We start from the raw sequence: 22623 nt of genomic DNA on the forward strand, positions 1-22623 counted from the left end.
ACCCCGGATTAAACGTCGGCGCAGTATGCCTCAAGGTCATGATCAAGGGCGATTGCTCACAACGGCCAGCCCGCACACCACACGGCCTCGGCTGCTGGTATGATGCGCCGCTTTTTCCGATCCTCTCTGAAACCACAGGCGCTTGGCGCAGTTTGTGCTTTGACTTAGAGGTCAACAAATCACGACGCAAAATAGCGTCACAGGGAGCCGGCATGCTGGAAAAGCTGTTTCAACTCAAAGCCCACAACACCAATGTGCGCACCGAGATTCTCGCGGGTATCACCACATTCCTGGCGATGGCCTACATCTTGTTCGTCAACCCGAGCATCCTCAGTCAGGCCGGCATGGACAAGGGCGCGGTGTTTGTCGCGACCTGCCTGGCGGCGGCCATCGGTTCGACCGTGATGGGCCTGATCGCCAACTACCCGATTGCGCTGGCGCCGGGCATGGGCCTCAACGCCTTCTTTACCTACACCGTGGTCCTGCACATGGGCCATACCTGGCAGGTAGCGCTGGGTGCGGTGTTTATTTCGGCGGTGTTGTTCTTCCTGCTGTCGATCTTCCGTATCCGTGAATGGATCATCAACGCCATCCCGCTGCCCCTGCGTTCGGCGATTGCTGCCGGTATCGGCCTGTTCCTGGCGTTGATCGCCCTGCACAACGCCGACATTGTCGTCAGCAACCCAGCCACCATGGTCGGCCTCGGTGACCTGACCAAGGCCGCGCCGATCCTGGCCACCCTCGGTTTCGTGCTGATCGTCGCGCTGGAAGCCCTGGCCGTACGCGGCGCGGTGCTGATCGGCATCCTCGCGGTGACCATTGCGTCCATCGCCCTGGGCGTGACCCCGTTCAACGGCGTGGTGTCGATGCCACCGTCCCTGGCCCCGACCTTCCTGCAACTGGACATCAAGGGCGCGCTGGACATCGGCCTGGTCAGCGTGATCTTTGCGTTCCTGTTCGTGGACCTGTTCGACAACTCCGGCACCCTGATCGGCGTCGCCAAGCGCGCCGGCCTGATGAGCAAGGACGGCCACATGCCGAAGATGGGCCGTGCGCTGATCGCCGACAGCACCGCTGCCATGGCCGGTTCGCTGCTGGGTACATCGACCACCACCAGCTACATCGAATCCGCCGCGGGCGTGAGCGCCGGCGGCCGCACCGGCTTGACCGCCATCGTTGTCGCGATCCTGTTCCTGCTGGCCTTGTTCTTCTCGCCACTGGCGCAAAGCGTCCCGGCGTTTGCCACCGCCCCCGCGCTGCTGTTCGTGGCCGTGCTGATGACCCAGGGCCTGGCGGAAATCGACTGGGATGACATCACTGTTGCAGCGCCGGTGGTGATCACCGCCCTGGCGATGCCGTTTACTTACTCCATCGCCAACGGCATCGCCTTCGGCTTCATCGCGTGGACCGCCATCAAGCTGCTTTCGGGCCGCTACCGTGAGCTGAACCCGGCGCTGGTGATCCTGTCGATCCTGTTCGTGATCAAGCTGGGCTGGTTCAACGCATGACTTTTGACGCCGCAAGCTACACCGCTCAACTGCAAGACAAGGTCACGCGCTTGCGTGACCTGTTGGCCCCGTTCGATGCACCCGAGCCGCAGGTCTTCGACTCGCCGCTGCAGAACTTCCGCCTGCGCGCGGAGTTCCGCCTGTGGCGCGAAGGCGGTGAGCGCCACTACGCGATGTTTTCCCAGGACGACAAGCGCACGCCGATCCTGATCGAAGCGTTTCCCATCGCCAGCCTGCGCATCAACCAGTTGATGCCGCAACTCAAGGCCGCCTGGCAAGCCAGCGCCGCCCTGAGCCACAAGCTGTTCCAGGTGGAGTTCCTCACCACCCTGGCCGGCGATGCGATGATCACGCTGTGCTATCACCGCCCGCTGGACGAGCATTGGCACACCGCTGCCAACCAGCTCGCGGCTGACTTGAACGTGAGCATCATCGGCCGCTCCAAGGGCAAGCGCGATGTGATCGGCCACGACTATGTGGTGGAACAACTCGAAGTCGGTGGTCGCACCTTCAGCTATCGCCAACCCGAAGGCGCCTTCACCCAGCCCAACGGCACGGTGAACCAGAAGATGCTCAACTGGGCGTACTCAGCCCTGGGCGACCGCCCGGATGATCTGCTGGAGCTGTACTGCGGCAACGGCAACTTCACCCTGCCGCTGGCGACCCGCGTACGCAAAGTGCTGGCCACCGAGATCAGCAAGACCTCGGTCAACGCCGCGCTGAGCAACCTCGCTGAAAACGCGGTGGACAACGTCACCCTGGTGCGCCTGTCCGCCGAAGAACTCACCGAAGCGCTCAACGAAGTGCGCCCGTTCCGTCGCCTGCACGGCATCGACCTCAAGAGCTATGAGTTCGGTAGCGTGTTCGTCGACCCGCCTCGCGCGGGCATGGACCCGGACACCTGCGAGCTGACTCGACGCTTCGACAATATCCTGTACATCTCGTGCAACCCGCAGACATTGGCGGCGAACATCGCGCAACTGCATGACACGCACCGCATCACCCAGTGTGCGATGTTTGATCAGTTTCCGTGGACGCATCATATGGAGTCGGGCGTCCTGCTGACGCGTCGCTGAAACTTACAGCCACTCGCAATCCCCCTGTGGGAACGGGCTTGTGTGGGAGCGGGCTTGCCCGCGATGGCAGAGTGTCAGTCACAGCGGCTTACGCTGACACACCGCATTCGCGAGCAAGCCCGCTCCCACATAAGCCGACTCCCAACACGGCTTTTCATGCGTCAGTTGAATCGTCGGGCTTCGTCGTATCCTTGCGCGGCCGCCCGCCCTTCTTGCCATTGGCGCGGGCAGCGGCGGCTTTGGCGGCGCTGCTCTTGCGACCGTTGCGCGAAGCCACCAGGCTGGCGGCCAGGTCCATCAGGGGCTGGCTCGTGGCGATCAGGCCGGTGATGGACACGTCCAGGTCCCGGGGTTCACAGCACAGCGCCTTGCCACCGAAACCGACCTCCAACCGCTGGAAGTCTTCCAGCGAAAACCCCTCGAACTCGGGAAGGCCCGCAACGGGCAGCGAGATCCGGCTGCCGTCGCTGAAGCCGATGGAAATACTCTTGTCTTCATAGCGCACCGAGCTGGCTCGGGCATACAAATGCCTTGTCTTGCGCCCACGGGCTATCGCTTTATCGATGTCAGCCTCGGTAAGCGGCACGTAGGGCCGGACTTTGGCTTTTACGACCTTCACAGAGTTATCTTCACCCATACCGGGACCCTCACTAGACTCAAAATTGTCTGTTGCTCGACAACATCGTGCCAAGCGCTTGCGATTACATGAACACCCGGCCGGATGACCAATCCAGGTACCACCTCATCCGCCCCCAGGTCCCAGGAATGGTTCTCCAGGCAGACCGTTTGAATTTTCTCCCACCAAATCCTTCGCGCCCGCGCCAGATAATGCCGCTGCCTCAGCGCCTGGCAAATCCCCAACAGAACGGCACCGGGCGGCCGACGTCGTTCAGGGTCCACATCCCACAACTCCACGCCGTCATCCAGAAAGCTGAAACGAAAACGCGCATCCCAGCCCGTGCCCCTTACATGCACATGCGGCGGGCAGTGCTCATCCCTGAGAAGCACTGAAATTACACATCCCTTGTAAGTGCCTATTCGCATCGTAACCCATCCGTTAGGTTATTTTCCGTCCGGTAACAATTTCACCCCGTGCCACCCGACAACCGGCTCCAAAATCCTGGAGCTGTTTCTCAGACTAGTGACCGGCAACGAAGCGTCGAATGCCGTGTTGTTACCGCGCATAACCGTTCGGTAATCGAACATATCCTTCGCCGTCGATTGACCAAATTAACCATTCAGTACATTTTACCGCCACAACTAACAATAATTGTGGAGACCCTCCCATGCCGCCTATCGTGCTGGTGCTCAACGGCCCCAACCTCAACCTGCTCGGCACCCGCGAGCCGGCGACCTACGGGCATGAAACCCTGGCTGACGTGGCCGCTTTGTGCGGTCGCAGCGCTGACAAGCTCGGGCTGAAAATCGAATTTCGCCAGACCAACCACGAAGGCGAACTGCTCGACTGGATCCACGGCGCCCGCGCCCGTTGCGCCGGTATCGTGATCAATCCGGCCGCGTGGACCCACACCTCCGTCGCCATCCGTGACGCGCTGGTGGCCAGTGAAGTGCCGGTGATCGAAGTGCATTTATCCAACGTGCATGCACGCGAGGCGTTTCGTCATCACTCCTTTGTGTCGCCCATCGCCAAGGCCGTGCTCGCAGGATTTGGCAGCCATGGCTACCACCTGGCCCTGGAACACTTCAGCCAGATCTTGAAAGGATCAGCCCGATGAAACCGCGCATCCTCGCCGGCCTGATCGGCTCCGGCATCCAGGCTTCCCGCACCCCGGCTTTGCATGAACAGGAAGGCGACGCCAGAGGCCTGCGCTACCTGTATCGCTTGATCGACCTGGACCCGCTGCGATTGACCGTCGATGCCCTGCCCGACCTGCTCGACGCTGCCGAGTTGATGCAGTTCACCGGCCTGAACATTACTTACCCGTGCAAGCAGGCGATCCTGCCGCTGCTCGATGATTTGTCCGACGAGGCCCGGGGGATTGGCGCGGTCAATACCGTGGTGTTCAAGGACGGCAAACGTATCGGCCATAACACCGACTGCCTGGGCTTCGCCGAAGGATTTCGACGCAACCTGAGTGATGTGCTGCGCCAGCGCGTCGTACAAATGGGCGCAGGCGGCGCAGGCGCGGCAGTGGCCCACGCGCTATTGGCCGAAGGCGTTGAACGCCTGAGCATCTTTGACCTGGACAGCAGCCGCGCCCAGGACTTGGTGGACAACCTCGCCCTGCGTTTCGGCAGCGGTCGCGCCCAGGTCGGCAGCCACCTGGAAAGCGCCATGGCCGAGGCGGATGGGGTGGTGAACACCACGCCGATGGGCATGGCCAAGCTGCCTGGCACTCCGGTTCCGGCGGCCCTGCTGCGGGCCGAACTGTGGGTGGCCGAGATTGTGTATTTCCCGCTGGAAACCGAACTGCTGCGCGACGCCCGCGCCTTGGGTTGCCGCACGCTGGATGGCGGCAATATGGCGGTGTTCCAGGCGGTGAAGGCGTTTGAGTTGTTCAGTGGCGAAGTGCCGGATGCGCAGCGGATGCTGGCGCACTTTCAGGCCATGAATATCTAACAGGCGAAACAAATTCAAATATGGGAGCAGCTTTTGTGGGAGCGGGCTTGCTCGCTCCCACATTCAGGTTGCATTCCACTCGAAGAGTCGCGTAAGCGTCAGGCTTGCAGGTAGCGCATCACCGACTCACAGATCATCTCCCGATGTCGCTGCTTGATGGCCTCATCCGACAGCTCAATTTGAAAAATCTCACTGAATGTATGGCGGTTGGACACCCGGTAAAAGCTGAATGAGTTGATCAGCAGATGCACATCCAACGGCTCCAGCCCCTCACGAAACAAACCCAGCTCCGCGCCCCGGCGCAAGGTCGTGCCCAGCGCTTCGAGGATGTTGCTGTTCATCGCCTTGATCGACTCCGAGCGCTTCACGTATTCGGCATTGTGGATATTTTCGATGCTGACGATGCGCACGAAATCCACGTTCTGATCGTGGTGATCAAAGGTGAATTCCACCAGCCGGCGGATCGCTTCGCGCGGTTCCAGGGCGGTGAGGTTCATGCGGGTTTCGGTGTTGCGGATGTCGCCGTAGAGCTTCTCCAGTACCTCGACGTACAGCTGCTCCTTGCTGCCGAAGTAGTAATAGATCATGCGCTTGGAGGTGTGGATGCGCTCGGCGATGGCGTCCACGCGCGCGCCGGACAGGCCTTGCTGGACAAACTCGACGATCGCTTCCTGCAGGATGTTTTCGCGGGTCTTTTCCGGGTTGTTCTTACGACTCTTGCGCGGCGCTTCGGACGCAGCGGAGAGGTCGGGAGTCAGGGTCATGGTGCGCTCACGGCCGTTTTTATTGTGCAGGCGCCGATTATGGGCTGCGGCGCTCCCCGAAGGAAGCACCGCACCACCGCTCACAACCGTGCTTGGCGTACCGCACCGCTGCGGGACTTGGCCATGGCCGCCAGACGCACCGCCACGTTGGCCGCGCCGTAACCGGCATAGCCGTTCTTGCGCTGGATGATCTCGAAGAAAAACCGCCCTTCGAACGGTTCGGTGTACACGTGAAACAGCTCACCGCCGTTGGCGTCGCGGTCGTACAACACGTTGTAGTACGCCAGCTCGCTGAGGAACTCATCGTCAAAATCAAACCGTGCCGCGAGGTCGTCGTAATAGTTGAGCGGGATGTCCAGCAGCGGCACGCCCGCGTCTTTGGCCCGGCGCACCTCGGCGAAAATGTCCGCGCAGTCGAAGGCAATGTGGTGCACACCCGAGCCGCGATAGCTCGATAGCGCGTGGGAAATTGCGGTATTGCGGTTCTCGGAAATGTTCAGCGGCAAACGAATCGAACTGCAGCGGCTGCGCAGGGCGCGGCTCTTCACCAGGCCATAGGGGTCGGGCAGCACCACTTCGTCGTCGGCCTCGAAATCCAGCAGGCTCTTGTAGAACAGCACCCAACTGTCGAGGCTGTCGGCCGGCAGCGCCATGGCCATATGGTCGATACGCAACAGGCCACCACTGGCAGCCGGCGCGGCTTGCAGGTTGAAATCGGTGTCGTACAGCGTGCCTTCGCTGGGGTCCACCAGGTAGATCAGGCTGCCATCCGGCGCACGCACGGCGGCCAGCTCAAGCTCGTTGGGCCCGACCAGCCCGCGATAGGGCTGGCCCTTGTAGGCCACCGCCCGCTCCAGGGCCTTGGCGCTGTCCTTGACCCGCAGCGCGGTGGCGCACAACGACGGGCCATGGGCCTCGAAAAAGTTGTGGGCGAAGGAGTAGGGTTCGCAGTTGAGGATCAGGTTGATGTCGCCCTGGCGCAACAGGCTCACGCTCTTGGAGCGGTGCTGGCCGGCCTTGACGAAGCCGAGGCGCTCCAGCCAGTGAGTCAGCTTGGCGCCAAGGCTTTCATCCACGGCAAATTCGAGGAATTCGATGCCGTCGTACTCGCTGGCAGCCGGGGTATCGAACAGAATCTGCACGGGTTGCGCCGGTGCTTGCTGCTTCAGGCGCTCGCGGGTTTTCTCCTCCAGGTACAGCAAGGAGCGCAGGCCATCCGCTGCATTGGCGCGGGTCGGCGCGGCGCGGAAACCGTCGTTGAAAATTTCCAGGGACAGCGGCCCGGTGTAGCCACTCTTGATGATCGGCGCAAGAAAGCCCGCCAGGTCAAATTCGCCTTGCCCCGGGAAGCAGCGGAAATGCCGGCTCCACTCCAGCACGTCCATGGCCAGGATCGGCGCGTCGGCCATTTGCACGAAGAAGATCTTGTCGCCGGGGATCTGCGCGATGGCGCTCGGGTCGCCCTTGAGTGACAGGGTGTGGAAGCTGTCGAGCAGCACGCCGAGGGCCGGGTGATCGACCTGGCGCACCAGGTTCCACACCTGCTGCCAGGTGTTCACATGCTTGCCCCAGGCCAGCGCTTCATAACCGATGCGCAAGCCACGGCGGCCGGCATGTTCGGCCAACAGGTGCAGATCGTCGAGCAAAATGCGTTCATCGCCGACGCAATCGGCGGAGGCGTTGCTGCACACCAGCACCAGGTCAGTGCCCAGTTCCTGCATCAGGTCGAACTTGCGCTCGGCACGCTCCAGGTTGCGGGCCAGACGGTCGCGGCGGCAGCCCTCAAAGTCGCGGAACGGCTGGAACAGGGTGATGGCGATACCGAGGTCGGCACACATCTGCCTGACTTCGCGGGGGCTGCCGTCGTAATACAACAAGTCGTTTTCGAAGATCTCGACGCCATCAAACCCGGCGGCGGCAATCGCTTCGAGTTTTTCCGGCAGGGTGCCGCTCAAGGAAACGGTGGCAATGGAACGTTGCATGGGGCGACTCCCGGCAATTATTGTTTGCGCCAAATTATTCGCCCCCAGTCTACCCACAGCAATTAAAATGTACGAACCAGTTAGTTTTTGGTGCGATTATCGAACACTATGCCCGTTTACCGAATTGACGATTTTTTAGCCGCTGCGCACCATCAACGACGCAACCTGACCCAGAACACACCATAAAAATTTCAAAAAACGGGTACGACCTCATGCCTCTGCAAAACTCCGCCCTGGCCTCGCGCTCCGGCACCCCGCACGCCGGCATCGGCGACAAGATCCGCGGCGCCCTGGCCGTGGGTAAAACTCGCTGGGGCATGTTGGCCCTGGTGTTCTTTGCCACCACCCTAAACTACATCGACCGCGCCGCCCTGGGCGTGATGCAACCGATCCTCGCCAAGGAAATGAGCTGGACGGCGATGGACTACGCCAACATCAACTTCTGGTTCCAGGTTGGCTACGCCGTCGGCTTTGTGCTGCAAGGCCGCCTGATCGACCGCGTCGGTGTGAAACGCGTGTTCTTCTTCGCCGTGCTGCTGTGGAGCCTGGCGACTGGTGCCCACGGCCTGGCCACCTCGGCGGTGGGTTTCATGGTCTGCCGCTTTATCCTCGGGCTGACCGAAGCCGCCAACTACCCGGCCTGCGTCAAGACCACACGCTTGTGGTTCCCCGCCGGCGAACGTGCGGTGGCCACCGGCATCTTCAACGCCGGCACCAACGTCGGTGCGATGATGACGCCGATGCTGCTGCCGCTGATCCTGCACGTGTGGGGCTGGCAGGCGGCATTCCTGTGCATGGCCTCGCTCGGCGCGATCTGGCTGGTGTTCTGGGGCTTGAAGTACTACAACCCGGAAGACCATCCGAGCGTCAAACAATCCGAACTGGACTACGTGCAACGGGAAGTCGAACCCGAACAACCGGGTGTGCCGTTCAGCCGCATTCTGCGCATGCGCGGCACCTGGGCCTTCGCCATTGCCTACGCGCTGACCGCGCCGGTGTTCTGGTTCTACCTGTATTGGTTGCCGCCGTTCCTGAACCAGCAATACAACCTGGGCATCAACGTGACCCAGATGGGTATCCCGCTGATCATCATCTACCTGACAGCCGACTTCGGCAGTGTGGGTGGGGGGATTCTGTCGTCGTTCCTGATCGGCCGTGGCATGAACTCGATCAAGGCGCGCTTGCTGTCGATGTTGCTATTCGCCTGCTGCATCGTCGGCGTGATCATGGCGGCCGGTTCCAGCCAGCTGTGGGTCGCAGTGTTTGCCATCTCCCTGGCCATCGGTGCGCACCAGGCCTGGACCGCCAACATCTGGAGCCTGGTGATGGACTACACGCCCAAGCACATGATGAGCACGGTGTTCGGCTTCGGCGGGATGTGTGCGGCCATCGGCGGCATGTTCATGACCCAGATCGTCGGCCATATCCTCACCGTGACCAACAACAACTACACCGTGTTGTTCACCCTGATCCCGGCGATGTACTTCATTGCGCTGACCTGGATGTACTTCATGGCGCCGCGCAAGATCCCTACCGTAGACGTCTGATCTACCTGCGCCGCTGCTGCCAGGCAGCGGCCAACCCGCTCATGCAGATCACCCCGATGCCGACCACCGTGGTCAAGTCGGGGGTATGGTTGAATACCAGCCAGCCCAACAACCCCGCAAACACGATCTGGCAATAGCCGAACGGTGCCAGCAACGCCGGTGCCGCGAAGCGGAACGCCTGGGTCAACATCAAGTGCGCAGTCATCCCGCAGGTGCCCAGCGCCAGCATCAACACGCCATGCCACAGCGTCGGGACCTGCCAGAAGAACGGCACCATCGCGCTCATCACCAGGGTGTTGCACAGGCCGGCGAAGAAGTTGCTGGTGGTCGGGCTGTCGTATTGGCTCAGGATGCGCGTGAGCAGTTGGTAGAAGCAGAAGAACAACGCCGAACACAGCGGCAGCAGCACCGCCGGGGTGAACAGTTCGCCACCGGGGTGGATGATGATCAGCACGCCGACAAACCCGCAGATCACCGCCAGCCACTGGCCGCGCGTAACGTGCTCACCGAGCAGCGGCACCGACAGCGCTGTCACCAGGATCGGTGCAAGGAAGTTCACTGCCGTGGCTTCCGCCAGGGGGATGTAATGCAGCGCCGTGGTAAAGAACAGGCTGGTACCCAGCAGGCACAACGCCCGCACCACCTGCATTCCCGGCCGTTTGCTGCGCAGTACGCGCAAGCCCGATTGCGGCAGGAAAATCCCGGCCATCAACAGGGTATGCACCAGATAGCGCGCCCAGACCACCATCACGATCGGGTAGAACCCGGCCAGGTATTTGGACAAGGCGTCGTGGCTGGAAAACAGGAAAGTCGCCACCACAATCAGCAAGATGCCTTTGAAAGGATGGTTGACGCCGGAGAGGGGAGTGCTGACGGTCATTGAGTTCTCTTGCATGACGGGCTGAACGCGGGCTGCTCAACCCGGTAATCTAGCAGCCGGGCTTGCGTCTGCCCCAAGAGCATAACCAAACACTGTGCGAACAGCGCACTAAATCATGGGATTCGAGTCCAACCTCGCACGATCGCCCACGCATTGCACACTTTTTATCCAAGGCCTGCCACTATGAAAAAAGCCCTGTTTGTTCTCTCTGCCATCGCCCTGCTCGCCGCTTGCGGCCAGGAAGCCAAGGACGCGCCCAAACCGGCGCCCGCCTCCGTGCAAGCGACCCTGGTGCCGGCCACCCCGCCCACCGACCAGTGGGTCGGCAAGTGGGTCGGCGTCGAAGGCCTGTACCTGACCATCGCCAAGGACGACAGCGTCGGCCGCGGGCATTACATCATCACCATGCAATACGGCCTCGACGCCGGCGACTCCGGCACCTTCAAAGGTGAAGCCGCCGAAGACGGCATCGCCTTCACCCGCCCGGACGGCCCGCAATTGCTACGCGCCGGCGACGGTGCCGCCACTGGCCTCAAGTGGCTGGCAGATAAAAAGGACTGCCTGGTCGTGGCGAGTGGCGAAGGCTACTGCCGCCAATAACGTCCATACTCCAACGAACTTGCCACAGTTAAGTTTCAACTTATAAAAGGCTTATCGAGAGGATTGCCCCCATGCTATGGAAAAAAGGCCGACGCAGCGACAACGTGGTGGACGCCCGCGATGACAGTGGCGGCGGCGGTGGCGGCATGCGCTTTGGTGGCGGCAAGGGCCTGAGCCTGACCGCGATTGTGCTGATCGTCGGCATCGGCTGGCTGACCGGCCAGGACCCGTTGCAGATCCTCGGCCAACTCACCGGGCAGATGGAGCAGGCGCCGTCGGTCAGCACCCAGACGCGCCAGGCGCCAGCGGCCAATGACGAACAGGCCGACTTTGTCCGCGCCGTGCTCGGCGATACCGAAGACACCTGGGCCCAGGTGTTCCAGGAAAACGGCCTGACCTACAAGAACCCGAAACTGATCCTGTTCCGTGGCCGGGTGAATTCGGCCTGCGGTGGCGCCACCTCGGCCAGCGGCCCGTTCTATTGCCCGGCCGACCAGCAGGTCTACCTGGACCTGGATTTCTTCCGCGAAATGTCGCAACGCTTCCAGGCCGCCGGCGACTTCGCCCAGGCCTACGTGATCGCCCACGAAGTCGGGCACCACGTGCAGACGTTGCTCGGCATCTCGGCCAAGCTCCAGACGGCCCGCCAACAAGGCCGGCAGATGCAGGGCGACGGCGGCCTGCTGGTGCGCCAGGAACTGCAAGCCGACTGCTTCGCCGGCGTGTGGGCCAACCATGCGCAAAAACGCTTGAACTGGCTGGAGCCCGGCGACATCGACGAAGCCCTGAACGCCGCCAACGCCATCGGCGACGACCGTTTGCAGCAACAGGGCCAAGGCCGCGTGGTGCCGGACTCGTTCACCCACGGCACCTCGGCGCAACGCGTACGCTGGTTCAAGACCGGCTTCGCCCAGGGCCAGATCACTCAGTGCGATACCTTTTCCGCCAAGAGTCTCTAAATGAATAAACGACTGGCATTGCTGCTGGGTCTGTTCGTCAGCTGTTCTACGTTCGCCGCTGGGCACGACATCAAGGACAGCGACCTCGATCGTTTCCCACTCAAGGCCGGGGATCTCAGCCTGGGCTTGAGCCAGGACTGGCGCCAGCCGCTGCCAGACGTCACCCGCGCGCTGATCATCGTGCATGGCCGCCTGCGCGATGCCGCGGCCTATCTGCAAAGTGGCGAACAGGCCGCCGAGAATGCCGGGCAAGCCACCCACACCCTGGTGATTGCACCGCGCTTTCTGACGGAGGCGGATGCGCGGCACGAGCATCTGGACAAGCGGATACTGCGCTGGACCGACAACGGCTGGATGGCCGGCGAAGCGTCCACCGGCCCGGGCCCGATCAGTTCCTATGGCGCCCTCGACCAGATCATCAAGCACCTGGGCAACCGCAAGCTGTTCCCGGCGCTCAAGGAAATCGTGGTGGCCGGGCACTCCGGCGGTGGCCAGGTGATACAGCGTTTTGCCCTCACCAGCCACGATCATCCCAAGCTGCAAAGCGAAGGCATCGGCCTGCGGTATGTGGTGGCGAATCCTTCGTCCTACGCCTACTTCAGCCCACAGCGGCCGGTGCCGTTCGATGCCGCCAGTTGCCCAGGCTTCAACGACTGGAAATACGGCATGCAGAACCTGCCGGCCTATGCCAAAGGCCGCAGCGTCGAACAACTGGAGCAGGCTTACGTGTCACGTGACATCACGTACCTGCTGGGCCAGCAGGACATCGACCCGAAGCATCACGCGCTGGATATAGGCTGCGAGGCACAAACCCAGGGCGCGTATCGGTTGATTCGTGGGCACAATTATTTCGACTACCTCAAGCAGCGGCATCCGCAGTTGCGTCATACGCTGGTGGAAGTGCCCGGTGTCGGGCATAACGGCGATGGGATGTTTACGTCGCCGCAGGGGCAGAAGGTGTTGTTCACGCAATAAAACTGTGGGAGCGGGCTTGCCCGCGAAAGCGGTGGGTCAGTCGATCGATGTATAGCTGACACACCGCATTCGCGAGCAAGCCCGCTCCCACACAAGCCAGTTCCCACAGTTGATCTTCATTATCAGTGTTAGATCATCCGGCGCAAGGCCGCGCAGTCCTCGGCATGCCAATCGGCAAGTTCCGGCCACGGGTTCTGCGCCAGGTTGACCAACACCGTCCGCGCCCCCGCCGCCCGACCGCACTCCAGGTCAAAGCGATAATCCCCGACCATCACCATTGTGCTCGGCGCCACATCCCACGCCGCCGCCAGTTTCAACAAGCCATCCGGGTCCGGCTTGGGCTGCGCATCATCACGCCCCAACACGTCCTCGACGGCAAAGCAGTCTGCCAAACCAATTGCCTCCAGGGTGATGTGCGCCAGTTCCCGCGCATTGCGGGTCAGGATGCCCAGGCGATAACCGCGCCCGGCCAGTTCACGCACCAGTTCCACTGCGCCCTCGGCCGCGACCGAGCCCAGGGCCAGCTCGCGCTCATGTTCCAGCAACCACCCATGCTTGGCCGCTGCGAGGTCCTGGGGCAGGGCGGCCAGGTGCGTGAGGATGTCGTCCTGCGCAGGAATCTCCAGCGCCTGGCGGATCGCCGCAAAGTCATGCACGGCCACCGTCAGGGTGCCGTCCATGTCGAACACCCAGTGCTTGATGTGCGACAGGCTCACGTCCAATCCTTGCGATGGCGGATCAAGCCTTCCTGCGTTACCGAAGCCACCAATTGCCCCGCGCGGTTGTACACGCTGCCACGGGAGAACCCACGGGAATTGCCGGCCCACGGGCTGTCCATGGCGTAGAGCAACCAGTCATCGGCGCGCAGGTCGGCGTGGAACCACAGCGCGTGGTCGAGGCTGGCGACCTGCATATCTTTCTGCCACACGGTCTTGCCATGGGGCAGCAACGAGGTGGTCAGCAAGCCGAAGTCCGAGGCGTAGGCCAGCAGGTATTTGTGCAGCGCAGGCGTGTCGGCCAACGCGCCGTCGGCACGAAACCACACGTACTTGACCGGGTCGGACGGCTGCGGGTTGAACGGGTCTTTTTCGGTGACCGGGCGCACTTCGATCGGCTTGGGGCACAGCAGCTTGTCGCGCATATGCTCGGGGATCAGGTGCGCGCGTTGCTGGGTCAACTCCAGCTCCGACGGCAGGTTTTCCGGGCCGACCACCACGGGCATGGTGCTCTGGTGTGCGAAGCCCTCTTCGTCGTACTGGAACGAAGCGCTGCAGGTGAAGATCGGGTTGCCCTTCTGGATCGCGGTGACCCGGCGCGTGCTGAAACTGCCGCCATCGCGCACACGGTCGACCGAATACACAACCGGCAATGCCGCATCACCGGGACGCAGGAAATAGCCGTGCAATGAGTGCACATGCCGCGCTTCTTCTACGGTCTGGCTGGCCGCCGACAGCGACTGGCCGAGCACCTGGCCGCCGAACAGTTGACGAAAACCCAGGTCCTGGCTGCGGCCGCGAAAGAGGTTTTCCTCGATCGGCTCCAGGGTCAGCAAGTCCACCAGATCTTCCAATACTTGGCTCATAGAGCAACTCCTACAATCTATGGGGCATTCCGGTCTGCTTATCCGTGCAGCGTGTCCAACCATTGGGCGCGGGTGATGCGGTACAACACATGATGGCGCAGCGGGTCATCGGCTGCGACCTTGGGGTGTGCAAAATCTGCCAGGGGATCGTAATGCATACCGATGGCCTGCATGACTTTTTGTGATGGCATGTTGGCTTCGGTGGTAAAGGCGACGACTTCATCCAGCTGCAAGCGATCGAAGCCGCAGCGCAACGCCGTCCACGCCGCTTCGCTGGCGTAGCCCAGGCCCCAATGTTCGCGGGCCAGGCGCCAGCCGATTTCCACCGCCGGGGTGAAGGCGGCGTCAAAGCTGACATGCTGCAAGCCGGTCAAGCCGATGAACTCGCCGCTGTCCTTGCGCTGCAAGGCCCACAGGCCGAAGCCATATTCGGCGAAGTGGCCACGAATGCGGCCGATCAATGCGGCGCTTTCCAGGTGGCTCAGCCTGGCCGGGAAATAGCGCATCACCTGTGGGTCGGCGCACATGCGCGCAAACTCCGGCAGGTCGCTGTCGCGCCATTGGCGCAGCACCAGGCGCGCACTTTCCAGTTCGAGTATCGGCTCCATGGGTCCCCTCCCTTGCCATGTGCGTGAGTGTACAACGCGGGTAAGATCCGTCGCAGGTTCCCGTCAGATAATCCCATGCCTTTACCACTGATCTACCACGATGATTACAGCCCCGCGTTCCCGGCGGAGCACCGCTTCCCCATGGACAAGTTCCGCCTGTTGCGTGACCACTTGGTGTCCAACGGGTTGACCGAGGACCGCCAACTGCTGCGCCCGCAACTGTGCCCACCCGAGATCCTGGCGCTGGCCCATGACCCCGGCTACATCGAACGCTACATGGGCGGTGAACTGTCCCGCGAAGACCAGCGCCGCCTCGGCCTGCCGTGGAACGAAGCCCTGGCGCGGCGTACCGTGCGGGCGGTGGGCGGCTCGATCCTCGCTGCCGAACAGGCGCTGGAACACGGCCTCGCCTGCCACCTGGCGGGCGGCACGCACCACGCCCACTACGATTACCCGGCGGGCTTTTGCATCTTCAACGACCTGGCGGTGATCAGCCATTACCTGCTCGCCAGCGGCCGGGTCAATCGCGTGCTGATCTTCGACTGCGACGTGCACCAGGGCGACGGCACCGCACGCATCCTCCATGACACACCGGAGGCCATCACCGTGTCGCTGCACTGCGAAAAGAACTTCCCCGCACGCAAAGCCCAGAGCGACTGGGACATCCCGCTGCCCATGGGCATGGGCGACGGCGACTACCTCAAGGTGGTGGACGACGCGCTCAATTACCTGCTGCCGCTCTACCAGCCGGACCTGGTGCTGTACGACGCCGGCGTCGACGTGCACAAGGACGACGCCCTCGGCTACCTCAAGCTGACAGACCAAGGCGTCGCCGCCCGCGATGAAAGCGTGATGCGCCACTGCCTGGGCCGCGACATCCCGGTGATGGGCGTGATCGGCGGCGGCTACAGCAAGGACCGCCCTGCCCTGGCCCGCCGCCACGGCATCCTGCACCACAGCGCACAACGGGTGTGGACGTCATCAGGTTGTCATTGAGTTATGCGCGTTACCCACAATGCCTGTGGAACGGCCTGTGGATAACTTGAGCGTAAGCACCTAAGAGTCAATATCTGTAAGGCCTGTAGGAAGCTGTACATTTTTTGATCAGGCGTTTGCGCTGTCCTCGGGTAGAATGCTCGGCCTGTTTATCCGACCGTAGCCCTCGCCATGCCCCAGACCGCACCCCAACACGTCACCATCATCGGCGGCGGCCCCGCCGGGCTGATGGCCGCCGAAGTCTTGAGCCAGGCGGGGCTGCACGTGGACCTGTACGACGGGATGCCGTCGGTGGGGCGCAAATTCCTGCTGGCCGGTGTTGGCGGCATGAACATCACCCACTCCGAAGCCTACCCGACGTTTCTGTCGCGCTACGCCGAACGAGCGCCGTACATCGCCCCGCTGCTGCGTGGGTTTGGCGCCGAAGCATTGTGCGAATGGATACATGGGTTGGGTATCGAAACCTTTGTCGGCACCTCCGGCCGGGTGTTTCCTACCGACATGAAAGCCGCCCCACTACTGCGCGCCTGGCTCAAGCGCCTGCGCGACCAGGGCGTGGTTATCCACACCCGGCACCGTTGGACCGGCTGGAATGCCCACGGCGATTTACTTATCCACAGTCCCGACGGCGAAAAAACCGTGCGCGGCGATGCGGTACTGTTGGCCCTCGGCGGTGGCAGTTGGTCGCGCCTGGGTTCCGACGGTACGTGGCTCAAGCTGCTGGAAGGCAAAGGCGTGCCCTGTGCCCCGCTGCAAGCGAGCAACTGCGGCTTCGAGGTGTCGGCCTGGAGCGAGTTGATGGTCAGCAAATTCGCCGGTGCGCCGTTGAAAAACGTCGCCATCGGCTTGGGCGACGACAAACCCCGGCTGGGGGAATGTGTGATCACCGCCGCCGGTATCGAAGGCAGTTTGATCTACGCGTTGTCGGCGCCGATTCGCGAGGCGATCAACACAACCGGTTCGGCCACCGTGAATATCGACCTGTTGCCGAGCAAGCCTGTGGATAAGGTTCAAGCTGCATTGACCAAGCCCCGTGGTTCGCGCTCGATGAGCAAACATTTGCACAGCCAGTTGGGGCTGGATGGCGTGAAAGCGGCGTTATTACGCGAGTTGGCGCCCGCCGAACACTTCAACGATCCGGCGCAGCTGGCCGCCGCCATCAAGGCCCTGCCGCTGACCCTGGTGAAAACCCGGCCGATGGACGAAGCGATCAGCACCGCCGGCGGCGTGCCGTTCGAAGCGCTGGATGAGCGCTTGATGCTCAAGCAATTGCCAGGCGTATTTTGTGCCGGAGAGATGCTGGACTGGGAAGCGCCGACGGGCGGGTATTTGCTGACGGGGTGTTTTGCCAGCGGGCGAGCGGCTGGGCGGGGGATGGTGGAGTGGCTTAAACGCTGAGGTTTGGATTCAAAGCCCCCTTCGCGAGCAAGCCCGCTCCCACATTTTGACCGCATTTTCATGTCGAAACTCGGTCGAGTGTGGGAGCGGGCTTGCTCGCGAAGGGGCCATCAGCCACAGCGCAAAATCACTTCTTCTTACGCGGCCCGGTATTAAACACCGGCACCTTGCGCACCGGCTTGATCGAAGGCTCGGCCGGCGCCGCGTCACCACTGTCCACCCACTTGCCCAGGTTGCGCTTGCCGCCACCACCGGAAGTTTTAGGTTTCTTCGGCTTTTTCGGTTTCTTCACCACCTGGCCGCTGGCATCGGTGTCCGGCACACGGTGCTCCGGTTCAAAGTCCGGCTCCATCTTGCGGGTCAACGTCTGACGCGTGAGCATCTCGATGGCCGACAGCATGTTCACTTCATCGGCACACACCAGGGAAATCGCCTCGCCGGTGTTGCCCGCACGCCCGGTGCGGCCGATGCGGTGGATGTAGTCCTCGGCCACGATCGGCAGGTCGAAATTGACCACCAGCGGCAGGTCTTCGATGTCCAGGCCACGGGCTGCCACGTCGGTGGCCACCAGGATCTGCACTTCGCTGGCCTTGAAGCGGTCCAGCGCACGCTGGCGGGTCGCCTGCGGCTTGTCGCCGTGGATGCCATCGGCGTTGATGCCCAGGCCCTGCAATTTGTCCACCAGCGCGTCCACGCCGTTACGGGTCTTGGCGAACACCAGCACCTGTTTCCAGCGCCCCTTGCGCATCAAGTGCACAAACAACTCCGGCTTGCGCTTCTTGTCCACCGGCACAACCCACTGCTTCACGGTGTTGGCGGCAACGTTGCGCGGGCTGACTTCGATGCTCAGCGGGTCGTTGAGCATCTGCCCGGCGAGCAGGCGGATGTCATCGGAGAACGTCGCGGAGAACAGCAGCGTCTGGCGCTTTTTCGGCAGCATGCGGTAGATGTTCGCCAGCTCTTCCGAGAAGCCCAGGTCGAGCATGCGGTCGGCCTCGTCCAGCACCAGGGTTTGCAGCTGATTGAGTTTCAGCGCGTTCTGGCGGAACAGGTCGATCAGGCGGCCAGGGGTGGCGACCAGAATGTCGACGCCCTTGCGCAGCTTCATCATCTGCGGGTTGATGCTTACGCCACCGTATACCGCGTAAGTGGTCAGCGGCAGGTTTTGCGCGTATTCGGCGACGCTGGCGTGCACCTGCTCGGCCAGCTCACGGGTCGGGCACAGGATCAGTGCACGCGCCGAGTTGGCGGCAACTTTCGGCCCTTCCATGGTCAGCAGTTGCAGCAATGGCAGAGCAAAACCGGCGGTCTTGCCGGTGCCGGTCTGGGCCGCAGCCATCAAGTCGCGACCGGCCAGCACCGCTGGAATGGCTTGCGCCTGCACCGGCGTCGGGGTCTGGTAGCCAAGCGTGTCAAGGGCGCGCAGCAAGGGTTCGATCAGGCCAAGGGAGGCGAAAGTCATGTAGTTACCGTAGGAAAATTCAGCGCAAGCACGCAATGCGCCGCAGTTTACCTTATTTCCGGCTTGGGCTTGCGCCACTGGGGCAGGCTGATCAGCAGGACCGCGCTGATGATCACCAACATCGCCAGGGCCTCTTCCATGCCGATGGTCTCACCGACAAACACAATCCCGAGCAACACCGCCACCGCCGGGTTGACGTAGGCATAGCTGGTCGCCGCCGCCGGGCGCACGTGCTTGAGCAGGTACATATAGGCGTTGAAGGCGATGATCGAACCGAACACGGCCAGGTACGCCAGGGCCAGCCAGCCTTCGACGGGAGGCATGCCGTGCAGGCGTTCGCCGGTGAGTGCGCTGCCGATCAGCAGCGTTACGCCCGCCACCAGCATCTCCGCGGCACTGGCCATCGCCCCCTGGGGCAACGGCAGACGTCGGCTCCACACCGAACCGAACGCCCACGAAGCGGCCGCAAACAGCAGCAACGCGGCGCCCATCGGGCTCGATTGCAAGGTGCTGCCCATGTTGAGCATGGCGATGCCAGCGATCCCCAGGATCACACCTGCCCATTCCAGACGGGTATTACGTGCGCCCCAGAAATAGCCACACAACAACGTGAACAACGGCACCGTCGCCACCGCCAGCGCGGCCACCCCGGACGACACCCCGGAGTGCTCGGCCAGCGTCACCGCGCCGTTGCCGAAGGTCAGCAGCAAAATGCCGATCTTCGCGCACGCCTTCCACTGCTCCCACGTCGGCGCCGGCACCCCGCGCCAGCGCAGGAAGCCATACATCACCGCCCCCGCCGCCAAAAAGCGAATCCCGCCGAGCATCAGTGGCGGCCAGTACTCCACGCCGATGCGGATCACCAGGTAGGTGGACCCCCAAATCACATACAAGGCAAAAAAGGCGGCGATCAACGGTAAGGGAAAGCGACGTGGGCCAGGCATTGGGTGGCTCTATGGCAGGAGATGGGATGCTTATTCTAAAAAGGCAGGCCTTTAAACTTAAGTTACAAAACCTGTTTAAACCGCCCATACACTTTTCAAAGCATGGTTGTGAGGGCTATAACCCACGCTTTCGAAAGCCACCCAGCATTGGAGCCTTATCATGGACAAATACGACCGCATGCTCCTCAGCGCCCTGCTCGCCGACGGCCGTGCGTCCTACGCGCAACTGGCGCGCACAGTAAACCTCTCGGCCCCGGCCGTGGCCGAACGCGTGGCCAAGCTGGAGGCCAGCGGGGTGATCACGGGTTATCAGGCCAAGGTCGACCTGTCCAAAGTCGGCTTGCCGATCCAGTGCGTCATTGAGTTGCGCTTGACCAACCACGGCAGCCAGAAGGTTTACGACGCCCTGGCGGAAATTCCCGAGCTGACCGAATGCCACCGGGTGACAGGTGATCCGTGCGTGATCATGCAGGCGGCGGTGGGCTCGATGCCGGAGTTGGAGAACCTGATCAACCGGGTCGCGAAGTTCGGGTTCAGCAAGACGTCGATTATTTTGTCCAGCGCGATAGAGCGGCGGGTGCCGTTGGCGCAGTTGGAGAGCAATGGGAAAAATGGTGGCTGACTCCGATCGTTCCCACGCTCTGCGTGGGAACGATGAACAGGCCAGCTCCCACAGTTGGAATGCATTCAACTGTGGGAGCTGGCTTGCCTGCGATGACGTCAGTTGCCTCACAGAGGACTTGAGCGCTGTTCAATTTCAATGGCCAGCAAGACCGATCTCTTTCATTTGAGGGATGTTTCCTAGAGAATTCCACGGCCTTGTTTCCGTCGGATCAGGTAGCTAGTCTCGCTCAGTCATCGAACACTTGATGATGGGACGTGCAAGTCCGACCAAACAAAAGCCGCTCAGATGCCTTACTTCTTCGTTGCTCAGTTTTTGATACGCAGCATCGATATTTTTATGGCAGCCGTGCGCGGGAGATCCTCGGATCTGCTGGGTTTACCTTTTGTCCCGGTCTTGCACACCCGCGTACTGCTGCCACCCTCATTTGCGTGCAAGCGAATGATGCAGCTCCTTACAACACAAAAGGAGTTTCACCATGGTCAAAGTAACCCCCGACCCACCCAGCTTTCTCAGCGAAGACGCCCTACTCCACCGCCGAGCCATCGACTACTACCTCAAAGCGTCCGCCCCGGATGCGCCCAATTTCATTCTGAACGACAACCTGAGTTTCGAAGACGCCCTCGCCCATGCGGCGGATTTGCTGCATTGCGCGGTAGAGACAGCACACTCATCGGCAGAATCAATGAATGTGCAGCAGCGGGCAGTGATGCATCTGGTGGAGATGGCGAAGGTGGTCGTGGATCAGACGCTGAACTGCACACAGTCTCGATGAACGACACATAACCCCTGTGGGAGCGGGCTTGCCCGCGAAGGCGGTGTGTCAGTCAATATTTCCGGCGACTGATCCACCGCTTTCGCGAGCAAGCCCGCTCCCACACAAGCCCGCTCCCACATTTTTGATCTTTGGGGTTCTTGGGGTTGTGGTGGCTCAGAAGCCGCGATGTTTTTTGAGGTGTTCGGTGATTTTTGCCGCCGGGACTTTCTGCAAGCTGCACAGCAGGTCGTGGGACAGTTCGCGCAAACCATGGGTACCGCGCAGTTCCTGCGCCAGGTGCGCCGTAAGGTTGGCCGCCATTTCCGCGTCCGCCATCGCCCGGTGAGCCTTGCCGGTGTGGGGCAACTGGGCGAACGCATTCAGGGTGCCGAGTTTGTGGTTCGGCGCCGAGGGCATCAAGCGCCGCGCCAGCAGCAGCGAGCAGGCAAACTTCTGCAGGCGGGTGCGGCGGATCAGGCCCAGCTCGAAGTCCCAGAACTTCTGGTCGAACGCGGCGTTGTGCGCCAGCAGCGGGGTGGTGCCGACGAACTCGTTGACCTCGTTCATCACGCGCTCGGCCGGCGGCGCGCCGCGCAGCATGGCGTTGCTGATGCCGGTGAGTTGTTCGATGAACGCGGGCACGTGCACGCCGGTTTTCATCAGGCTCTGGTAGCGGTCCACGATCTGACCACGCTCAAGGATGACCACGGCGATTTCCGTGGCGCGGCACTGGCTGCTCGGGCTGATGCCGGTGGTTTCAAAGTCGATGACCGCTATACGTTCCAAACCTGTTCCAACTCCGTTCCACAATTTATTTGAGCAGCAGCGCGCCTTCGATCGGCACGTAGCGGCTGGCCGCACGTATCAACGAGTTGGCGGTCAGCCCCGGCACGCCGTAGGCCACGGCTTCGACGCCATGCTTGTTGATGATGCGTTCGAGCAGCATGTCGAAGTCCCCGTCACCGGAAGCCAGCACGATTTCGTCGACGTGGTCCGCGGCGTCCATGATGTCGAGGGTGATGCCCACGTCCCAGTCGCCTTTGGCCGAGCCGTCGCTGCGCTGGATGTACGGCTTGAGTTTTACCGTAAAGCCCAGGTTGCGCAGGATCTGCTGGAACTGTTGCTGCTTGCTGTCGCCACGGTCGATGGCATAGGCGTACGCCTCGACGATCTGCCCGCGGGCGCTGATGTCAGCCCACAGGGCGGCGTAGTTGAAGTGGCAGCCATACGCTTGGCGCACGGTGTAGTAGAGGTTTTGTACATCGGCGAACACTGCAATTTTCTTCACCGCACTTCCCCATGACAGCCACTTGGATGCCGGACGCGCACGTCCGCAAAGGCGCCAGTATGCCAGCCATGGGGAAGTTTCCGAGAAAAATCAG

24 protein-coding genes are annotated in these 22623 nt (G+C 62.0%); 12 read left to right on the forward strand and 12 right to left on the reverse strand.

All coding sequences use genetic code 11. From position 1 onward, the window contains the following. Positions 1 to 212 precede the first annotated feature (212 nt). On the forward strand, positions 213 to 1508 hold the full coding sequence (locus AC3ISR_RS24490) for an NCS2 family permease (protein ID WP_192298983.1): 1296 nt from the start codon (positions 213 to 215) through the stop codon (positions 1506 to 1508). Next, entirely contained in the window at positions 1505 to 2584 is a 1080-nt protein-coding gene (gene trmA / locus AC3ISR_RS24495) for a tRNA (uridine(54)-C5)-methyltransferase TrmA (RefSeq protein WP_463983888.1), read from the forward strand. The genes AC3ISR_RS24490 and trmA overlap by 4 nt, the downstream gene beginning before the upstream one ends. 154 nt (positions 2585 to 2738) lie before the next feature. Here trmA and AC3ISR_RS24500 read toward each other — a convergent pair whose 3' ends face one another. Together AC3ISR_RS24500 and AC3ISR_RS24505 are read right to left on the reverse strand one after the other, a co-directional pair. Next, the gene (locus AC3ISR_RS24500; protein WP_192298985.1) at positions 2739 to 3203 is read right to left on the reverse strand and encodes a DUF2442 domain-containing protein; all 465 of its coding nucleotides are present in this window, start codon (positions 3201 to 3203) and stop codon (positions 2739 to 2741) included. Continuing rightward, positions 3200 to 3628 (reverse strand): DUF4160 domain-containing protein, encoded by a 429-nt coding sequence (locus AC3ISR_RS24505; protein ID WP_225595492.1) that lies wholly within the window; start codon positions 3626 to 3628, stop codon positions 3200 to 3202. The genes AC3ISR_RS24500 and AC3ISR_RS24505 overlap by 4 nt, the downstream gene beginning before the upstream one ends. Positions 3629 to 3870: 242 nt before the next feature. Between AC3ISR_RS24505 and aroQ the strand changes: the two genes are divergently transcribed. Then, complete coding sequence (gene aroQ / locus AC3ISR_RS24510; RefSeq protein ID WP_192298986.1) at positions 3871 to 4320, forward strand: type II 3-dehydroquinate dehydratase; 450 nt, start codon at positions 3871 to 3873, stop codon at positions 4318 to 4320. Beyond that, positions 4317 to 5165: a shikimate dehydrogenase gene (locus AC3ISR_RS24515; RefSeq protein ID WP_192298987.1), complete on the forward strand. Its 849-nt coding sequence runs from the start codon at positions 4317 to 4319 to the stop codon at positions 5163 to 5165. The genes aroQ and AC3ISR_RS24515 overlap by 4 nt, the downstream gene beginning before the upstream one ends. Positions 5166 to 5263: 98 nt before the next feature. Here AC3ISR_RS24515 and AC3ISR_RS24520 read toward each other — a convergent pair whose 3' ends face one another. Together AC3ISR_RS24520 and quiC are read right to left on the reverse strand one after the other, a co-directional pair. Next, on the reverse strand, positions 5264 to 5929 hold the full coding sequence (locus AC3ISR_RS24520; RefSeq protein WP_226455776.1) for a TetR/AcrR family transcriptional regulator: 666 nt from the start codon (positions 5927 to 5929) through the stop codon (positions 5264 to 5266). Between the two features lie 80 nt (positions 5930 to 6009). Beyond that, positions 6010 to 7911 carry a 3-dehydroshikimate dehydratase QuiC gene (quiC, locus tag AC3ISR_RS24525; protein WP_192298989.1) on the reverse strand — a complete coding sequence of 634 codons (1902 nt, stop codon included), beginning with the start codon at positions 7909 to 7911 and terminating at the stop codon, positions 6010 to 6012. Between the two features lie 212 nt (positions 7912 to 8123). Here quiC and AC3ISR_RS24530 point away from each other — a divergent pair, with 212 nt between their 5' ends. Then, positions 8124 to 9458, forward strand: coding sequence for an MFS transporter (locus AC3ISR_RS24530; protein ID WP_192298990.1), 1335 nt, complete (start codon positions 8124 to 8126; stop codon positions 9456 to 9458). 1 nt (position 9459) lies between these two features. Here the strand turns inward: AC3ISR_RS24530 and AC3ISR_RS24535 are convergent, their stop codons facing one another. Then, a complete protein-coding gene (locus AC3ISR_RS24535) occupies positions 9460 to 10338 on the reverse strand; it encodes a DMT family transporter (RefSeq protein ID WP_192298991.1) in 879 nt (292 codons plus the stop codon). Between the two features lie 183 nt (positions 10339 to 10521). Between AC3ISR_RS24535 and AC3ISR_RS24540 the strand changes: the two genes are divergently transcribed. The 3 genes from AC3ISR_RS24540 (at position 10522) to AC3ISR_RS24550 (ending at position 12872) form a co-directional block, all read left to right on the forward strand. Beyond that, positions 10522 to 10938, forward strand: a complete 417-nt coding sequence (locus AC3ISR_RS24540) for a hypothetical protein (RefSeq protein WP_192298992.1) — start codon at positions 10522 to 10524, stop codon at positions 10936 to 10938. A 71-nt stretch (positions 10939 to 11009) separates the two neighbouring features. Continuing rightward, positions 11010 to 11897, forward strand: coding sequence for a KPN_02809 family neutral zinc metallopeptidase (ypfJ, locus tag AC3ISR_RS24545; protein WP_192298993.1), 888 nt, complete (start codon positions 11010 to 11012; stop codon positions 11895 to 11897). Next, positions 11898 to 12872 carry an alpha/beta hydrolase gene (locus tag AC3ISR_RS24550; protein WP_192298994.1) on the forward strand — a complete coding sequence of 325 codons (975 nt, stop codon included), beginning with the start codon at positions 11898 to 11900 and terminating at the stop codon, positions 12870 to 12872. It abuts the gene before it with no gap. Between the two features lie 128 nt (positions 12873 to 13000). Here AC3ISR_RS24550 and AC3ISR_RS24555 read toward each other — a convergent pair whose 3' ends face one another. Genes AC3ISR_RS24555 through AC3ISR_RS24565 form a run of 3 tightly spaced genes read right to left on the reverse strand, consistent with a single transcriptional unit; the run spans position 13001 to position 15062 of the window. Beyond that, positions 13001 to 13588: an HAD family hydrolase gene (locus AC3ISR_RS24555; RefSeq protein ID WP_192298995.1), complete on the reverse strand. Its 588-nt coding sequence runs from the start codon at positions 13586 to 13588 to the stop codon at positions 13001 to 13003. Beyond that, entirely contained in the window at positions 13585 to 14454 is an 870-nt protein-coding gene (gene tesB, locus AC3ISR_RS24560; RefSeq protein WP_192298996.1) for an acyl-CoA thioesterase II, read from the reverse strand. Before tesB ends, AC3ISR_RS24555 begins: the two co-directional genes overlap by 4 nt. A 38-nt stretch (positions 14455 to 14492) precedes the next feature. Continuing rightward, on the reverse strand, positions 14493 to 15062 hold the full coding sequence (locus tag AC3ISR_RS24565) for a GNAT family N-acetyltransferase (RefSeq protein WP_192298997.1): 570 nt from the start codon (positions 15060 to 15062) through the stop codon (positions 14493 to 14495). Positions 15063 to 15137: 75 nt separating this feature from the next. Between AC3ISR_RS24565 and AC3ISR_RS24570 the strand changes: the two genes are divergently transcribed. Further along, complete coding sequence (locus AC3ISR_RS24570) at positions 15138 to 16058, forward strand: histone deacetylase family protein (RefSeq protein WP_192298998.1); 921 nt, start codon at positions 15138 to 15140, stop codon at positions 16056 to 16058. 171 nt (positions 16059 to 16229) lie between these two features. Then, positions 16230 to 17456, forward strand: a complete 1227-nt coding sequence (locus AC3ISR_RS24575) for a TIGR03862 family flavoprotein (RefSeq protein ID WP_463983890.1) — start codon at positions 16230 to 16232, stop codon at positions 17454 to 17456. Positions 17457 to 17583: 127 nt separating this feature from the next. On the opposite strand, the gene rhlE1 is transcribed toward AC3ISR_RS24575, so the two are convergent. Beyond that, a complete protein-coding gene (gene rhlE1, locus AC3ISR_RS24580; protein ID WP_192299000.1) occupies positions 17584 to 18918 on the reverse strand; it encodes an RNA helicase RhlE1 in 1335 nt (444 codons plus the stop codon). Between the two features lie 47 nt (positions 18919 to 18965). Further along, on the reverse strand, positions 18966 to 19862 hold the full coding sequence (gene yedA / locus AC3ISR_RS24585) for a drug/metabolite exporter YedA (protein ID WP_489324498.1): 897 nt from the start codon (positions 19860 to 19862) through the stop codon (positions 18966 to 18968). 160 nt (positions 19863 to 20022) lie between these two features. On the opposite strand from yedA, the gene AC3ISR_RS24590 reads away from it, so the two are divergent. Both AC3ISR_RS24590 and AC3ISR_RS24595 read left to right on the forward strand, forming a co-directional pair. Beyond that, positions 20023 to 20484 carry an Lrp/AsnC family transcriptional regulator gene (locus AC3ISR_RS24590; RefSeq protein WP_192299002.1) on the forward strand — a complete coding sequence of 154 codons (462 nt, stop codon included), beginning with the start codon at positions 20023 to 20025 and terminating at the stop codon, positions 20482 to 20484. Positions 20485 to 20962: 478 nt separating this feature from the next. Then, complete coding sequence (locus AC3ISR_RS24595) at positions 20963 to 21259, forward strand: DUF6124 family protein (RefSeq protein ID WP_192299003.1); 297 nt, start codon at positions 20963 to 20965, stop codon at positions 21257 to 21259. Positions 21260 to 21415: 156 nt separating this feature from the next. Here AC3ISR_RS24595 and AC3ISR_RS24600 read toward each other — a convergent pair whose 3' ends face one another. Further along, a complete protein-coding gene (locus tag AC3ISR_RS24600) occupies positions 21416 to 22027 on the reverse strand; it encodes a 3'-5' exonuclease (RefSeq protein ID WP_192299004.1) in 612 nt (203 codons plus the stop codon). A gap of 25 nt (positions 22028 to 22052) precedes the next feature. Next, positions 22053 to 22529: a LabA-like NYN domain-containing protein gene (locus AC3ISR_RS24605; RefSeq protein ID WP_192299005.1), complete on the reverse strand. Its 477-nt coding sequence runs from the start codon at positions 22527 to 22529 to the stop codon at positions 22053 to 22055. Positions 22530 to 22623: the final 94 nt, after the last annotated feature.

This window comes from Pseudomonas sp. GL_117 (assembly GCF_057835125.1).

Bases quoted from the DNA above. Each gene is read 5' to 3' on its own strand.
- AC3ISR_RS24530 (WP_192298990.1), top strand. From the start codon at position 8,124: ATGCCTCTGCAAAACTCCGCCCTGGCCTCGCGCTCCGGCACCCCGCAC.
- AC3ISR_RS24490 (WP_192298983.1), top strand. From the start codon at position 213: ATGCTGGAAAAGCTGTTTCAACTCAAAGCCCACAACACCAATGTGCGC.
- AC3ISR_RS24570 (WP_192298998.1), top strand. From the start codon at position 15,138: ATGCCTTTACCACTGATCTACCACGATGATTACAGCCCCGCGTTCCCG.
- quiC (WP_192298989.1), bottom strand. From the start codon at position 7,911: ATGCAACGTTCCATTGCCACCGTTTCCTTGAGCGGCACCCTGCCGGAA.
- yedA (WP_489324498.1), bottom strand. From the start codon at position 19,862: ATGCCTGGCCCACGTCGCTTTCCCTTACCGTTGATCGCCGCCTTTTTT.
- AC3ISR_RS24565 (WP_192298997.1), bottom strand. From the start codon at position 15,062: ATGGAGCCGATACTCGAACTGGAAAGTGCGCGCCTGGTGCTGCGCCAA.
- AC3ISR_RS24550 (WP_192298994.1), top strand. From the start codon at position 11,898: ATGAATAAACGACTGGCATTGCTGCTGGGTCTGTTCGTCAGCTGTTCT.
- aroQ (WP_192298986.1), top strand. From the start codon at position 3,871: ATGCCGCCTATCGTGCTGGTGCTCAACGGCCCCAACCTCAACCTGCTC.
- AC3ISR_RS24505 (WP_225595492.1), bottom strand. From the start codon at position 3,628: ATGCGAATAGGCACTTACAAGGGATGTGTAATTTCAGTGCTTCTCAGG.
- AC3ISR_RS24595 (WP_192299003.1), top strand. From the start codon at position 20,963: ATGGTCAAAGTAACCCCCGACCCACCCAGCTTTCTCAGCGAAGACGCC.
- rhlE1 (WP_192299000.1), bottom strand. From the start codon at position 18,918: ATGACTTTCGCCTCCCTTGGCCTGATCGAACCCTTGCTGCGCGCCCTT.
- trmA (WP_463983888.1), top strand. From the start codon at position 1,505: ATGACTTTTGACGCCGCAAGCTACACCGCTCAACTGCAAGACAAGGTC.
- AC3ISR_RS24575 (WP_463983890.1), top strand. From the start codon at position 16,230: ATGCCCCAGACCGCACCCCAACACGTCACCATCATCGGCGGCGGCCCC.
- AC3ISR_RS24535 (WP_192298991.1), bottom strand. From the start codon at position 10,338: ATGACCGTCAGCACTCCCCTCTCCGGCGTCAACCATCCTTTCAAAGGC.
- AC3ISR_RS24540 (WP_192298992.1), top strand. From the start codon at position 10,522: ATGAAAAAAGCCCTGTTTGTTCTCTCTGCCATCGCCCTGCTCGCCGCT.
- tesB (WP_192298996.1), bottom strand. From the start codon at position 14,454: ATGAGCCAAGTATTGGAAGATCTGGTGGACTTGCTGACCCTGGAGCCG.
- AC3ISR_RS24590 (WP_192299002.1), top strand. From the start codon at position 20,023: ATGGACAAATACGACCGCATGCTCCTCAGCGCCCTGCTCGCCGACGGC.
- AC3ISR_RS24515 (WP_192298987.1), top strand. From the start codon at position 4,317: ATGAAACCGCGCATCCTCGCCGGCCTGATCGGCTCCGGCATCCAGGCT.
- ypfJ (WP_192298993.1), top strand. From the start codon at position 11,010: ATGCTATGGAAAAAAGGCCGACGCAGCGACAACGTGGTGGACGCCCGC.
- AC3ISR_RS24520 (WP_226455776.1), bottom strand. From the start codon at position 5,929: ATGACCCTGACTCCCGACCTCTCCGCTGCGTCCGAAGCGCCGCGCAAG.